Genomic DNA, 15,817 nt, shown 5'->3' with positions numbered 1-15,817 from the left:
ACTTCAGTCTGTTCGTAAAATTTACAGACTGAAGTCTGTGCTACTTTCAATTCGGAATTACTTTGACAACATTAACAGGTAAATTTTCTCCTTTTTCACCAAAAACATACATCGCTGAAAATTTCTCAATCGTACAAGTTGATTCGTCAATTTTGCCCATTTTATCTTGTACTTTTTTCAAATCTAAATTGAAATGTTTTGCCAAAAACGGATACAAAGCCAACCTTTTACTAATACCATAATCGTGTCCTTCTTTGGCAAAATGAACATTTTCAACCTGTGATGATTGCCTGTAAAATCCGTAAATATTTTGCAAAAATGGAAATTCTGTTTCGGGTACGTGCTGTGTCCAATCTTGCCCATCTGATAAAATTAATTGTGGATTTGGAGCTGTCATTGCCGCAATTTCTACGTTGTTTGTACCTTCACCACAGAGGTGTACACCTTTCCCACTTTCGCAAGGACAACCGCCACTGTGATAGGACGAAAACATGACTACGGGAACGGACAACTTTATACGGTCGTCAATGGCAGCCATCAACATCGTCTGACTTCCACCGCCCGAACCACCTGTAATTCCAACTCGTTTTGGGTCAGCATTTTTTTGAGAAAGTAACCAGTCTAAAATACGGATTCCATTAAGTATTTGAATCTTTTGAGCAAAACTTGTACGGTGTTCTTCGGGTTTAAATTGCAAAGCTGATTCTCCCCACGCAAATAAATCATAACTAAATGCCATTACTCCCATTTTTGCTTGCATGGCACAACGCAATTGACAATCTGCTCGATACCTTCCGTCGCCAAAATGCCCATCTGGATTTAGCATAATTGGCATTAATCCTTTAATATTCAATGGTTTATACAATGAACCACAAGCGTAAATTCCAGGCATTGTTTCAATCGCTATGTTTTCAATGGTATAGCCGTCAAAGGTGCGTTTGTTGGTAATAATAGGTTCAGATTTAGGTCTTTCGGGTAAAGGAAATAACCCTAATGCACTCAACATACAACTTTTAAGAGCCTTTTTTCGAGGATTCCAAGTAGCTGTATCCTGATAAAGTGTAGCTAAATATTCTAATTGTAACTTACCTTCTTCGGGCGTTTTTAGGTGATATTGATAGGCTTGGAGTTTATATTTTCGGTCAGCTTCTTTGGTAAAAGTAATGTCCTGAGAAGCAAAAATATTAGTCATTGTTTTCTCCAAATCGGGTCTAAAACGCCAATTAGCATACGTGATAAATTTGTCTTTTACCAAGATTTCGGGATAGCGAATTTTTACTTGAAAACGAGTTTCTATGTCAGAAATTACGTCTTTCAACGGTCTTCTGAAAGCGTCATCTGATGTTTGAGCGAGCGAAGCAAAACTCAGTAAAATACAGTAAAGAATGATTATTTTTTTCATGATTATTTTATGGAATTACAGATTAAAATCTGTGTTACTATTTCCTCTCTTTCCACCAATTACTAAACAATAAATTTTGGTCAATTTTGGGTTTTGGGAAGAATAAACTGGCAAAATATCCAACCACCATTACCACAATATGACTGTACACCCCCAACATGAGTTTATGATGTGGAAAATTAAATTTGCCTAAATCCAACAATAAATGTTTGTCGTTACCCAAACCAATTTGCGTAGATGTCAAAAACGCATAAGCCGTGAATAAAATACACACCGCAATCCCGATATTAACGCCTTGCGTGTTGGCTCGGTCGCTGAATAATCCTAATAAAAAAATCCCCACAATTCCCCCCGAAAAAATAGCATACATCGTGAAAACAATTCCTAAAACGCCTTCACTTCCAGCTTGCAAATAGAAAAAACCAATCAATAAGGACAGAAAACCAGAAAATACCACGATTAATTTACTCATTTTCAAATATTCCGCATCCGATTTATTGGGTTGCATTTTCTTGTAATAATCCTCTACGCCAACGGCTGCTAAGGCGTTCAAATCGGCACTGAGGCTACAAATTGCCGCTGAAATTAACGCTGAAAGGATAAATCCAACGATGCCTGTGGGTAATTGTGTCATCATAAAATAGGGAAAAACGGCATCGGCATGAACAGTGGTTGGTAAAGGGTTTTGTTTGTAAAAAACAAAAAGTAATGTACCAATAAACATAAACATCGTCCAAACGGGAACAGTCAGAAAAATACCCATCAGCGACGCACGAATGGCAGATTTATCGGTATCGGCAGTTAAATATCGTTGCACCACCGTTTGGTCAGTTCCGTATTTTTGAATGGCATAAAAACCGCCATTAATTGCCATTACAACAAACGTTAGTTTAGAAAAATCTATTTCGTAAGGTCCAAAACCCGTATGATTATTAGCAGAAGCGACTACCCAAGCTTCGGAAAAACCACCTTTTATGCCGTAAATTAATAAACCTAAACACACGACACCGCTTACTAAAAGCATGAATCCTTGAAAAACATCTAACCAAATTACCGCTTCAATTCCACCTTTTAGGTTTACCAAAATGATAATGCCGCCAATTACAAACATAATCAAAGCGGGATTTCCACCCGTTAGATTGCTCAGAGCCACTGCCATCAAAAAAAGTACCGTGCCGATAGAAGAAAATTGGCGTAAAATGAACGATGATGAACTGTAATATCGGGCAAAACTACCGAAGCGTTTCTCAAAATATTCGTAGGTACTGAGTCCAATTACTTTGCGAAAAATGGGTACAATAAACCATATCGTGAATAGCAAAACCACAGGAACCATTAAGCCTTGAACCAACAAAATCCAGTTGGAAGAATATCCTTCACCTGGATAACCTAAAAAAGTAACACTGCTGATGAGCGTTGCCAATAATGACATTCCAATTGCCCATGAAGGCACTTTACCTTTGGCTAAAAAATAGGTTTGAGTCGTCTTTTGTTTATTCGCAAAACGAAATCCTAAATAAAGGGTTAAGCCTAAAAAAAATAATATAATGCCATAGTCTATGACGTGTAAAGTATTGTGATTCATATAGTTAAAGCATTATCTGATACGTTAGAATTCCCAAATTTCTTTTGACCATTCATAACTACCTGGTTTTATGGTTAGATAAGTTTGTGTTTCACCTTGACATTTCATCCGAATTACCCCTTGTGAAAATTCGTTGGTAGGCATAAAACGAGTGAAGGATAATGTTTGTAAAATAGCAGCAGCGGTAGCTCCTCCTTCAATTAAAAGCTCTTGGATTTCGCTATTTTCAAGCACTTTTTTTACTACTAAACCCATCCATTTTGCTAATTGCGTTGGTAAAACGTCATAGTCTGATAAATCACCAATGGCAACAATTACAGAAGGATGATTTTGTAATAAACAAAGAATTTCGTTTGCCCATGCTTGGATAATTTTTGCTTCGTTTTTATCACTAAAAAATGCTTCTGGCAAATAACTAACCGAGCCATCAAGTTGAGATTTTAGAGCAATAGCTTGTACGCTTTTACCAAAAGTTGTTCCGCTGACATACAACGTTTTAGCATTTTTAAATTTAGAATTATCATGTACTAAAACCTGTTTTTTATCAGAATTATTTTGACAATATTTTGCCAAAATAGCATTGAAAAAATCAGCCGCTCCTACTAATAATGTATTTTGATTCGCTTGAAACACCCAATATTCAATATCTTCTTTTGTATTTGCTTCGGCAATAAAAATACCTTCTTTAGGTAAAATATCCTTTGTGTTCAATACTTGAACGGTGGTATTTTCAGCCTTAATCATTGCTAATACATGAGAACTTTTGATAGCAAATTCGGGGTCATGAGCGAAAGATGTTTCCGAAATTAGTACACCCTTTACAAAATAATTACCATTGATAATTGTTCTGCCCAATGATGGATTTGTGGGAACAATTAAGACTTGATGATGATTTGTTTTTTGTAATATTTCCGTTATTTCTACTAAAATATGTCCCCTTAAAACTGAGTCTATTTTCTTATAAATTAAGGTAGGTTTTAAGGCTAATAATTGTTCCGAAAGTTCCGAAATGATTTTTTTGGCCTCAATTTCAGTAAGTGAACGAGTATTAGCAGCAATCACCCATAAATCAGCTTGTGAGTCGGTTTCGAGGTTGGTCATAATTTCAACCCTTAACTGATATCGCAAGCCAATTCCTGCAATTTCTGCCGCACCCGTGAAGTCATCTGCAATAACAATTATCGGCGATTTCATCTAAACAGCCACACTTTTACGGTATTTACTCAATTGCACTGCCGACTCAATGGCTAAAACCATTGCATCTTCACTGGCAATCCCTTTTCCTGCAATTTCAAAAGCTGTTCCATGGTCAACAGAGGTACGAATTATGGGCAATCCCATCGTAATATTTACGCCTTTGACGCTATCCATTTGGTTTTTTTCGGTATTCCATTGAAAACCAGTTAGTTTAAAAGGAATATGTCCTTGGTCGTGATACATTGCCACCACACCCCCATAATACCCCGTTGCAGCTTTGGCAAACATCGTATCAGGTGGCACGGGACCTTCTACGTCGTAGCCCAATTTTAAGGCTTCTTCAACGGCTGGTAAAATCTCTTCGGCTTCTTCCGTTCCAAATAATCCAGAATCTCCTGCGTGCGGATTTAGTCCTGCAATGCCGATTTTCAGATTGGTTTCTCCCAACGAAATCATGCCGTTATGTAACAATTCCACGACTTGCAAAATGCGTTCTTTTTTCACTAAATCACAGGCTTGACGCAATGAAACGTGCGTAGAAACGTGAATTACCTTCATTTTGTCTTCTACCAAAAGCATTGCATATTTTTTGGTATTGGTAAAATGGGCGTAAATTTCGGTATGTCCCGCAAAATGATAACCCGCTTCGTTGATGGATTTTTTATTGATTGGTCCCGTTACGGTAGCATCAATTTCTTTGGCTAAGGCTAAATCAATCACCGTTTTAACGGATTGAAAAGCAGCTTCTCCGCACATGGCAGATATTTCACCAAAGACTAATTTATCCGCCTCGACATTTTTCAAATCATAGACATCAATTACGCCATATTCAAATTTTGCTTCTTCAACGGTTTCAATCGCATTTATCTGAGCATTAAGCTGTAATTTTTGCTGAATTTGTTTGAAAACATCCGCACTTCCAACAATTAAAGGGCGACAATTTTTATATATATCTTGATGTAAAAGTGCTTTTATTGCTATTTCAGGGCCGATACTTGCAGGGTCGCCCATCGTAATTCCTATAATTGGTAATAATGACATGATGATTTTATTTTTATTCAACAATGATTTAGTAAGATTGTAATAAGTTTAGATTCTAAGGTTTTTATTTTGGAGAATGAGGTTACACATAGCATTAAGGTTGAGCTTCTCCGAAGCTATTTTAACTCGCATTTTTCTTTCTCCAAAGGTTATACTTCTCCGAAGTGGTGTACGATAATTACTTCGGAGAAGTATAACCTTTGGAGAAAATATAAAAATGGTGTATTTAGCTTCGGAGAAGCTCAACCTTAAATATTGCGTAACATCATTAATCATTACTAAACCGTCTGAAAAACCGTATTACCAACATCACACAGATTTAATGATTCTACTAATTTCAAGACTTCTTCCTCCGACTGTGCTTGTAGCGGTGGCATGACTATTGGTTTACAAAGCCCACCTTCATTCATCAAAACTTTCAATGCCCAAAGCGATTCGCCCAATGTCCGTCCGCCTTGATAAAGATTTCCGTAAAAATCAGAACGCTCTTGCATTTCGTAGGCTTTTTCGACATTTTCGTTCCAAACTGCCTTTTGCATTTCTTGATAAATACTTGGCATATAATTGCCCGTACTCGGAATAATTCCGTCACTTCCCAACAATAATGCTTCCGCAGATTTGGCAGCCCAACCCATAAAATGACTAAAATCTGAGCGGTTTTTCCATAATTTCAAAGATTGATGTAACCTTTCAACGCTTCTTTCTGAATCTTTTGAACCTACAATATTGTCATGATAACTCAATTCATCAATCATCGCCAACGGCAACGAAACATGGGTTGTAGCAGGAATATTATAAATTATCAAAGGCAACGGAATGGCATCAGCCAACTGTTCAAAATACTTTTTCGTCTGTCCATCTGTTAAAGGATAATAGCATGGAATTGTTACTGCAACGACATCTATTCCAAAATCGTGAGCCTCCTTTGCATAGTCGATTGATTCTTGCAAACAATTAGAAGAAATACCCGCATACAATGTTGTACCCTGCTTTTTTGAAAGTCCTGCTTGTTTTAAATATGCCGTTTTGAGGTCGTTAGGCAAAGAAGCAACTTCGCCAGTTGTGCCTAACACAAAAGGCTGGGCATTGTGCTGATAAAAATTATCAAATATTTTTCCTACTGCTGCTATGTCTAATTTGTAGTCTTCCGTAAGCGGTGTGACGGCAGGTACTACAATTCCACTATATTTTTTTTGTATTCTCATCGGGTGGTATTATTTGCTCATTCGTGGCTTGGTTTTTAAGTCCTTAAAGCTGTTTGAAAGTAAAAAGAGGAATATTTTGGTAATTATGTAGTGGCGAATAGCATTCGCCAATTTTAATTGAGAACAATGGCGAATACTATTCGCCACTACTACCATTAATACGCTGATTCAAAAATGGCAATGGCATCGTGTTCTTCAATTAATCGTGGATTATTTTTTAGTAACCGTTGAATTTTTAAAGCATCTTTTGCCAATTGTGAAATGGCTTCTTGGGGTATGCCTACTTCTTTTAAAGTAGCAGGAATACCGCATTCTTTAATAATTTGTCTAATTTTGGCAACACCTCGATATGCTGTTTCCATAAAAGTATCCGCTTCTTGGCATCCTAAAGCAACGGCAACTTTGGCATATTTTTCGGGCGATGCAGGAATGTTATATTCCATCACATAAGGCAATAAAAGGGCGTTCGACAAACCATGGGGCAAATGGAATTCACTGCCTAAAGGATAAGAAAGTGCGTGAACGCCTGCGGTATTAACTGGGCCTAAACAAAAACCACCTAACAAACTTCCCATCGCTACGTTGACTCTGGCATTTTCATCTGAACCATCTTTTACAGCGGCAACAATATCTTTGGCAATCAAACGCATTCCTTCATACGCATAAATGTCAATAAACATATTGGCAAATTTATTAGTATATGCCTCCAAACAATGCGTGAGGGCATCTAAACCCGTTGCGGCAGTAATGGCTGAGGGTACGCTCAAAGTCAAAAGTGGGTCGGCATACACCACATCAGGCACTAAGAATGGGCTAATAATTCCCTTTTTTTGGTTATCGGCATTGTCCACCAAAATAGCATTGGGCGAAACTTCACTGCCAGTTCCAGCGGTGGCGGGTACACAAATCAATTTTTTCTTACGTCCGTTCAGCAAGCCAATACCCACATATTCGGGTAATGTTTGCTCGTTTTCCAACTGAGCGGCTACCAATTTTGCTACATCTAACACACTTCCACCCCCAATTCCAATTACCACATCAGGATTTTGAGGCGTAACCCGCTCCATCAATTCATAGAAATCTTTGAAACTCGGCTCATTTAAAATACTGGTATCAATCGACACATGAATACCTTTTTGTGTTAAGGTTTCGATAAGTGGCTGAATGTTTTCCAACAAAGGAATAATGGTAACAATCAGTACGCTTTTGGCTTTGAAGGCAATTATTTCATCAGGTAATTGTTGAAGAATGCCTTTACCAAAAACCAATTTACTCGGAAAATGTATGCTTACGTGTTGTAATGACGACATAGTATTTTTGATTTAAAACCTCACCCCCAGCCCCTCTCCAAAAGAGAGGGGGGAATTGGACGAATGTTCTCTTCTCCATTATGATTGTAATACCGTATTTTAGTTTAGTTTCATAGGGAAAATTGGACGAATGCTCCCCTCTCCATCGGAGAGGGGCTGGGGGTGAGGTTTTGCTTGGGACTATACTTCTTTTGTAATTTCTGCTCCCGTTGGGGCAATGTAGCCTTTTACAGATGGCCAAATGCCCTCTTTTATCTTCTTGGTTTTGAACTTCTTAGGGTCAATAACAGCGTGTTTTATTTTCTGTCTTCGCCAAGTATAAATCACATGAACCAATCCATCCGACGACTGTATAATGGATGGATACGAATATTGACTTATCGGTGAATCTTCAATAATTAATGCCGCAGACCAGTTTTTACCATCTTTTGAAACCGAAATATTCAAGGGCGTTCGTGGACCTTTTGCTAAATTATTGGGAGGTAATACGTGATTATACACCAATAAATGAAGTCCATTTTTGAGCGTTACGGCATCTGTTCCCGAATTATTATTGGGCAAATTTGTCTTGGCTAAGGGTGTCCACGTTTCTCCGTTATCATACGACCATGATTCTAAAATGGCTCTATTTTTACTTCTTGCTACAATATGTAATTTGCCATTTCCGTGTTGCAAAATGCTTGGTTGAATTGCCCCAAATTCCTTTTCAGCCGTAATTGGTGCTATCATACGCCATGTTTTTCCAAAATCTGGTGTTACCTCAAAATGTATTCTCCACCCTTTTTCTCCTTCGGTACTGCTTGGACAAAATAGATTTCCATTACTCAATAAAACAGGTTTATTCTTGATGGGGCCCAGAAAACCTTCAGGTAATTGTGTCGCATTTGACCACGTTTTACCTCCATCCGCAGAGGTTTTTAACCATCCTTTCCATTTTGCGGGACTGGGTCCAATTTTGTAAAATAACATTAAATCTCCGTTTGGAATTTGGTATAAAACGGGATTCCAACAGGCATATCTGACGGTATCGTTCAATACGCCATTGGCTACATTTTGTGGGGCTAACCATTTGCCATTTTCTTGGCGACTTACCCAAATGCATACATCTGGATTTCGTTCTTTTGTTCCTCCAAACCACGCAGCAACCAAACCGTTTGGTGTTTCAGCAATCGTTGCTGCGTGACTTTCGGGAAATGGAGGATTTTCAACCACGAATTCATCCAATAAAAGTCCTGATTTCCATTTTTGTGCAATAGAAATATTTATCGTTAATAAACTGATTAGTAATATTTTAAAAATATTTTTCATGTATTATTTTAAAGTAAAGCCTATTTTAAAAGTTTTAAATTGTTCTAATTTTAACGCTGACAGGGTTTTGAACCCTGTCAGCGTTAGGTTAGGCAGATAACCGCTTTTAATGCTTAAATTGATTCACTACAAATTCATAACTGCCAGATTCCACTTCTAAAACCACTTTGTTCTGCTCGATTTTCAAGAATTTGATTGATTTATTTTGACTTATTTTTTGATTACTTTCTTTAATATTTTTTATAGAATTTGTCGGTAAATAAAGAAGGGCTTTTGTGTTGGGTGGGATGCTAATTTTCCACGAAAATTGTCCCGCTTCATTTTTCCATTCCGACGAAATCTCTCCCCGAATACTATGATAGCTTGCTTTAACACCTTCCAATTTTTCAATAATTTCGGGCTTCATGATAATTGTTTTGAAGGCATTAGATTCAGATTTTATGCCTGCTAAATTTTCATAATACCAAACAATTAAATCCCCCAAAAGCATCACATGATTGGCCGAATTCATTTCGGGATTTGCCGTATTTCCATTCCATAATTCCCAAATGGTAGTCGCTCCATTTTCTGCCATATAACCCCAACTTGGATAGTCGGTATTGGTGGCTAATTGATACGCAATATCCGAGCGTCCATTTTGGGTTAAACCTCTCATTAACCACTGTGTTCCAATAACTCCCGTGCTAATATGCCCTTTATTTTCGGTTAAAATTTTATCAATTAAAGTATTGAAAACGGCTTTTTTGTTCTCCTTTGGCACAATATCATAGACAATCGGCAATAAATTTGCGGTAACTGTGCCGTTGCTGTATTGTGTTTTTTCTTGCTTCAAAAACTGCTGATTAAAGGCTTTTTGCATAGTTAAAGACAGACTTGCAAATACTTTTTTATCATCATTTTTTTCTAATAATTGGGCAAAATCCTGCATCGTTGCCAACAACTGAATGTAGGTAGCTGCCGCAATTAATTTTCCATCGGTAATGCGGGTAGTGTCTTTGGCATGAATCAACTCTTTCGACTCGGGCGGCACACACCAATCGCCGTATTTATCCTTGGTAACAATGCCATTTTCGGTATATTTTTCAGCCATATAATCCATCCATTTTTTCATGGACGAATAATGTTTTTTGATTACTTCTTGGTCGCCAAATTGTCTAAAAAGCATACTCGCCACCGAAATATAAGTGCTTGGCCAAGTAACATTATCGCCATAATATCTCCAAAATGCAGGGGCTACATCAGGAATACTTCCATCGGCTTTTTGGGCTTGCTGAATATCATCTAACCACTTGGCATACAGATTATGATTGTCAAAAATAAAACTCTCCCCGTAAGCACCCGTTGTGCGGTCGCCAAGCCACGGCTGACGCTCATTTCTTTGCGGACAATCGACGGGCATTCCTTTATAATTACTCCGAATTCCCCAATACGCATTTTTAAAAACCTGATTTATCGTATTGTTGGAAGTTGAAAAATTGCCGACGGTTTCCATGTCGTCATAAACCACTCTTCCATCAAAATTTTCAATCGTTGGTTCGGTTGGAAAATTAGAAATTTCAACATACCTAAAACCATGATACACAAAAGTTGGCTCCCAAATTTCCGTTCCTTCGCCTTTCAGCGTATAAATATCCGTTGATTTTGCATCTCGAAGATTCCGTACATAAAGCTCGCCATTGGCTTGAATATTTTCACCAAAACGTAAACTCACTTTGTCGCCACGCTTGCCTTGCACTCGCATTCGTACCCAACCAGCCATGTTTTGTCCCATGTCCAAAATGTAGGTATTCTCCTTTATTTTTTTGATAGAAAGCGGTTTTAACGTTTCCATCACCTTCATATTTTCGGTCATTTGGGCTTCATAATTCCCGCCTGCTTCTTGTACAAATTCGGCTTTTAGCCAATCAGTATCTACATAACCTGCTTTATTCCAGCCTGTTAACTCTTTGGCGGCATCATATTCTTCTCCGTCATATTCGTTATTGGTGCGAATGGCTCCGTCGGCGGTTACTTTCCACGAATCATCACTAACAATGGTTGCTTTTGTACCATCAGTATATTCAATATCCAAATTGAAAAGCATTTTCGGATACCCAAACGTCTTGATTTTATAGGGTTTATAATCTTGTCGCATGGTGTAAAAACGCCCGTTTCCCAATATCGTCCCAATGGCATTATTGCCCGATTTTAGTAGCGAAGTAACGTCAAAGCTATTGTATTTTACGCCTTTGTTATAATCTGTTGGTACGGGAGCAAGCACTTGATTACCAACCTTTTGACCATTGAAATACAACTCGTACATTCCCAAACCAATGATATTAGCAGTGGCGTGTTTGATTTCTTTATTGACCGTAAATTCTTTCCGAAAATAACGAGCAGAGAGTCTCGAAAACTGACTTTCTGTATCCCATGCAAAAGAGCGGTCAAGTCCAATCCAACGACCTTTCCAATCTACATAATTGCGTAAACCAATCGAAAAAGAAGCGTTTTCAGCCCAAGCAGTTTCGCCTTTATTAGTCCAGATTTTTACTTTCCAAAAACACGCTTGGCGACTTTTCAAAGGTTTTCCTGTATAACGATTATGAATGGTTTCGGAAGAAATAACTTTTCCAGAATCCCATAAATCACCGTCATTTTTTGCCAATTTTTCAACACTTGAAGCCACTACTATTTGATACGCTGTTTGTTCAACGCCTCGTAAATTCGCTTTTATTTCCCAACTCAATCGTGGATTTATCACCTCAATTCCAACAGGATTTACCAATAATTCACAACGTAAATGTGTTAAATTAATGGCTTTTTCCTCTTGTTTGAATGACAAAAAAAGGAGCGTTAATAGAAAGTATGATAGTTTTTTTATCATGAAATTGTATGCTGAAAACTTAGTCCATATTCATTTAAAATATCCACAATTTTCACAGGTAAACCTGTCAGTAATGACTTATCCATTGCTTGTAAAAGTGCTACCGTTCCGATGCCTTCTTGAATATCTGGATAAGCAGTTTTGTCGTTTTCTATGCAATCAACGAAGTATTCGAGGTAATTTTGATACTCGCCCGCATGATGACTTTGCCCTTCAAAACGGAAATAATGTTTGAGGTAATTGTCACCAAAAGCAATGACCCGTTCTTCGCCCGTTTTATCCGTAATAGCATATCTGAGTTCATGATAATCTGCTTGCGATGCCCCTTCCGTTCCTCTCAAAATACAACTCATTCCGCTATCTCGCATGGTTGGCTGAGTAGGCCCTGTATAACAACCGCTTACCCGTGCAATTTTTCCATCGGTAGCCTTAAAAATAAAGTGCATTGTGTCTGGATTTTTCAAGCCATTTTTTACACCGTTGGCACTCAACATTCCGTAGCCCATCACTTCTTGAATATTGGGCATATACCAACGAATAAAATCAACGGGGTGGCTCAAACCGCCATACAGCCATTTGAAAGCATTTTCCAAAGACCAACTTTTTTCCAAAAACCAACGATGGTCTGCATGATAATGGGCTTCAATCGTAATTAAATCGCCAATTAAACCACCTTCAAAATCGGCACGTTGCCTTTTGGCAGGTTCAAAAAAACGAGAACTTTGACCCACAAATACTTTCTTACCTGTTTGCTCGCACAACTGAACTATTTCCTTGGCATCTGCCAAATTATCAATTAAAGGTTTGGTACAAACCACGTGTTTTCCATGCAATAAGGCTTGTTTTATGTGCGTAGCATGAAATTTATCAGGTGTATAAATAGCAATTATATCAATTCTGGAATCGTCTAAAAGGTCTTGATATTCAGTAGTATAATGGTGAAAATCAAATTCTTTCGCACGTTTTTGGCATAATTCTGCACTCAAATCACACACACTTATGAGTTCAAGTTTGGAACTATTTAACGCCGCCGACATGGTACTTCTGCCTTCGCCTAATCCTAAAATGGCTATTTTTAACATATAATTTTATTGGTTAATTAGGTTTATATCTCCTTCAAAAACACCCACGTTTCGCCTTTTTTGTAGTTGAACTTCCCGAAAGTTTTAGAACTTTCGGGAAGTTAATCCAACTCATATTTCTTTCAAAAACACCCACGTTTCGCCTTTTTTTTTGCCTTCAATACCTTCTTGATATTTTTGCATTAAGGTATTCCAATCGTTTACTCGTGGATTATTTTCAGTGGTTTTGGGATTGAGTTTATCTAAACTTTCGCCCTTCGGAATGCTAATAATTAGCATCAATTGGCGACCATTTTTATAAATCAATAATTGCTGAAAATCTGCTTTGCAAAAGCCTTTGGAAACCTCTGCCCAATCCTTAAATTGGTTGGCATGGTAGGTTAAATATTCACGTTGAAGCGTTGTATCAGCCACTAAATTGGCGGTTAATACAATATGCGTTTGCTCTTTTGTAGAGGGTTTTTCACCACAATTTTCTCGATTAAATTCGTAGAAATAATCATCATAGGTTTTGATTTTTACCAATGGAAAAGCCGTTTTCAAACGTTCCCGAAGCAAAAACAAATCCTGTACTTTATCGAAAATAACGTAGTGATTTTCCCATTGAAATAAGGCTTCTTTCTTGACCTTACTTTTTGCCATAATTGCCTTCAATGTTTGTAAATCGAAAGGTTGTTTTGCATCTACAATCAACTCAATAACGACGGGCTTTTCTTTGTTGATGAGCCAATTTTTATCTGCCGAAACGTTGGATTGTAATAATTGACGGAATGGTTTCTGCAATCCCGCTTTTTGCTTGATAGAATCTACCACCAACGAACCGTTATTTTCCCAAGTATTTCCCGGACCATTGGCATTTTGGAGATATTTTTCAGAAGGTGTCCAATTGTCTTTTATCGTCATGTACGACGAGCCTTCATCGGTATATAAATAAAACCAATGGTTTGGAATGTGAGCAAACGGAGCTTTATAAATGCTGTCGATGTAGTTTTCGGCAATGATAGTATTCGGCTGAGCCGATAACGTATAAATGCCAGCACAGTCGTAATTATGCTTTCCGTAGTGATGAATTTTATTAGCAAAAATTCGATTATTTTTCATTGCATTTACCGTGCGAGTCCAACCCCAACCCATGCTAATTCCCGAATAAGAAACGTTATTAATTTCGTTATGTTCGATGTTAATTCCGCTTACAAAACCTGCTCCAATACCCACACAGCCCCAATCTTCATTGCTAACATCGGTAATAAGGTTATTAGAAATGACCACATTATTCGTAATTTCTCTCGAATCACTCGGATTATAAGGCAAATGTATTTCGGTAGATTCATCCGAAAAAACGCCTACTTGAATCCCCGTTCCGCCAATATCTTTGAATAAATTTCCCTTGATTTTATTGTCAAAAACACCTTTATGAAAATCCAAACCTGTGGAAGCAAGATGTTCAAAACTACAATTTTCAACATTAACATGATTGGAAAAAGACGATTGTACCGCCGCCGCTGGGCGACCCACCCAAGCCTGATTTTCTAAGGTCTTTTTGTCGGGCGTACCTGCAATTTTCAGTTTATAAGCATCCAACATATACATTCCAGCCTGATGCGGAACGTGTCCGTGTGTGGAAGGACGTAACCAAGTGCTGTGTTGAAAAGCTAAATTTTGGAAGAAAATATACGAAACAGGATGGTCAATTGTCCCTTCGATTTTTAGAAGCGTTTCTAATGCAGGAGCAATGGCGGTTGCTTCTTGCATATTTTCATGAGGTAGAGGTAAGTAATAAATTTTATTGGCTTTTCTATCCAAAAACCATTCGCCTGCTTCATTCAAAAATTGAATGGCATTAGTTAAATAATAAGCAGAATTTCCTGTTTCTTTTGAAATCCAAGGAGCAGGCCAAGGGTGTTCCGACTGAATACGGCTTTCGGGTTGATGAAAGGTCAATTTTGTGCTATCGCCCTGAATATCAATGTTTTTTATTCTCAAATTGGCAATTTCCCACCATTGATGAATGAACATTTCTACCTCAGACTCCTTGGCTATGCCATCAAATTTTGGCGTTGGAATCCAACAATATTCTTCTTTTCTATTCCACGATAAAATTCTATTCATTGCAGATTTTGGCGTATCTTTTGCCCGAACCCCTTTCCGACTGTTGACCCATAACTGTCTGAATTCAAGGGGTCTTCCATCCCAATTTGGCACATCGGCAATCCAAACCTTACCGACTGCCTCCTTAGGTAATCCAATTAATTTTTCAGTAAGTTTTCGCCATGATTTTATGGCAACTCCACCACTTAAAATAGCCTGTTCATTTGGTGCAGAAGAAATAATGGTTGGACTATCAGCATTACCCGAATCTTCGGGTCTGATAAATACCGTTTCTGTTAATGGATAAAAACCATTTTTAAGATAAATATGTACACCTTGTACAATTGATGCATCCGACACACGACGCAACTCCCTGACCTTTCGCAATGCCATATTGAGGCTTGCCAACGGTTTATCTTTTGTACCGCTGTTAGTATCCAAACCTGTTGTTGAAACCCAAATTTCAACACTTTGTCCAAAACTAACAAAACAGAATACAAAAAAAACGTTACAAAAAGCAACGAGTGTTTTGATAAAAGGAATTTTCATCTAATAATATCACCGAAAAATATGGCAAAAAAAGTATAAATTGAATCACAAAGATAGCCGACTGACCAAACCTTTGTTTGTACCATTTTCTCAATGTATTATACAATGTTGTCTTAGATAATTTGGGGTGTTTTTTGAGGAAAGATTCGTAGATAAATAAGGTTTTGAAAGGATTCTGTTTCGTAAC

The 15,817-nt window shown here is 37.8% G+C and carries 10 protein-coding genes; all 10 read right to left on the bottom strand.

Annotation, left to right across the window (positions count from 1 at the left end; all coding sequences use genetic code 11):
- Window positions 1-46: 46 nt before the first annotated feature.
- A complete protein-coding gene (locus VB796_RS15215) occupies window positions 47-1,402 on the bottom strand; it encodes an acetylxylan esterase (protein WP_323347419.1) in 1,356 nt (451 codons plus the stop codon).
- A 37-nt stretch (window positions 1,403-1,439) separates the two neighbouring features.
- Window positions 1,440-2,987 carry a sodium:solute symporter gene (locus VB796_RS15210; RefSeq protein WP_323347418.1) on the bottom strand — a complete coding sequence of 516 codons (1,548 nt, stop codon included), beginning with the start codon at window positions 2,985-2,987 and terminating at the stop codon, window positions 1,440-1,442.
- Between the two features lie 24 nt (window positions 2,988-3,011).
- Window positions 3,012-4,181, bottom strand: a complete 1,170-nt coding sequence (locus VB796_RS15205) for a four-carbon acid sugar kinase family protein (protein ID WP_323347417.1) — start codon at window positions 4,179-4,181, stop codon at window positions 3,012-3,014.
- Window positions 4,182-5,225 carry a 4-hydroxythreonine-4-phosphate dehydrogenase PdxA gene (pdxA, locus tag VB796_RS15200; protein WP_323347416.1) on the bottom strand — a complete coding sequence of 348 codons (1,044 nt, stop codon included), beginning with the start codon at window positions 5,223-5,225 and terminating at the stop codon, window positions 4,182-4,184.
- Window positions 5,226-5,503: 278 nt separating this feature from the next.
- A complete protein-coding gene (locus tag VB796_RS15195; protein WP_323347415.1) occupies window positions 5,504-6,430 on the bottom strand; it encodes a dihydrodipicolinate synthase family protein in 927 nt (308 codons plus the stop codon).
- Between the two features lie 155 nt (window positions 6,431-6,585).
- Window positions 6,586-7,740, bottom strand: a complete 1,155-nt coding sequence (locus VB796_RS15190) for an iron-containing alcohol dehydrogenase (protein ID WP_323347414.1) — start codon at window positions 7,738-7,740, stop codon at window positions 6,586-6,588.
- Window positions 7,741-7,920: 180 nt separating this feature from the next.
- Window positions 7,921-9,048 carry a sialidase family protein gene (locus VB796_RS15185; RefSeq protein WP_323347413.1) on the bottom strand — a complete coding sequence of 376 codons (1,128 nt, stop codon included), beginning with the start codon at window positions 9,046-9,048 and terminating at the stop codon, window positions 7,921-7,923.
- A 106-nt stretch (window positions 9,049-9,154) separates the two neighbouring features.
- A complete protein-coding gene (locus tag VB796_RS15180; protein ID WP_323347412.1) occupies window positions 9,155-11,911 on the bottom strand; it encodes an alpha-L-rhamnosidase in 2,757 nt (918 codons plus the stop codon).
- Window positions 11,908-12,993 (bottom strand): Gfo/Idh/MocA family oxidoreductase, encoded by a 1,086-nt coding sequence (locus VB796_RS15175; protein WP_323347411.1) that lies wholly within the window; start codon window positions 12,991-12,993, stop codon window positions 11,908-11,910. Before VB796_RS15175 ends, VB796_RS15180 begins: the two co-directional genes overlap by 4 nt.
- Before the next feature lie 111 nt (window positions 12,994-13,104).
- Entirely contained in the window at window positions 13,105-15,630 is a 2,526-nt protein-coding gene (locus VB796_RS15170) for a right-handed parallel beta-helix repeat-containing protein (RefSeq protein ID WP_323347410.1), read from the bottom strand.
- Window positions 15,631-15,817: the final 187 nt, after the last annotated feature.

Origin of the sequence: Arcicella sp. LKC2W, assembly GCF_034931005.1 — a bacterium.
Lineage (GTDB): Bacteria > Bacteroidota > Bacteroidia > Cytophagales > Spirosomataceae > Arcicella.
The sequence above is the reverse complement of the archived record's forward strand: the minus strand, read 5'-3'. Positions and strand labels throughout refer to the sequence as shown.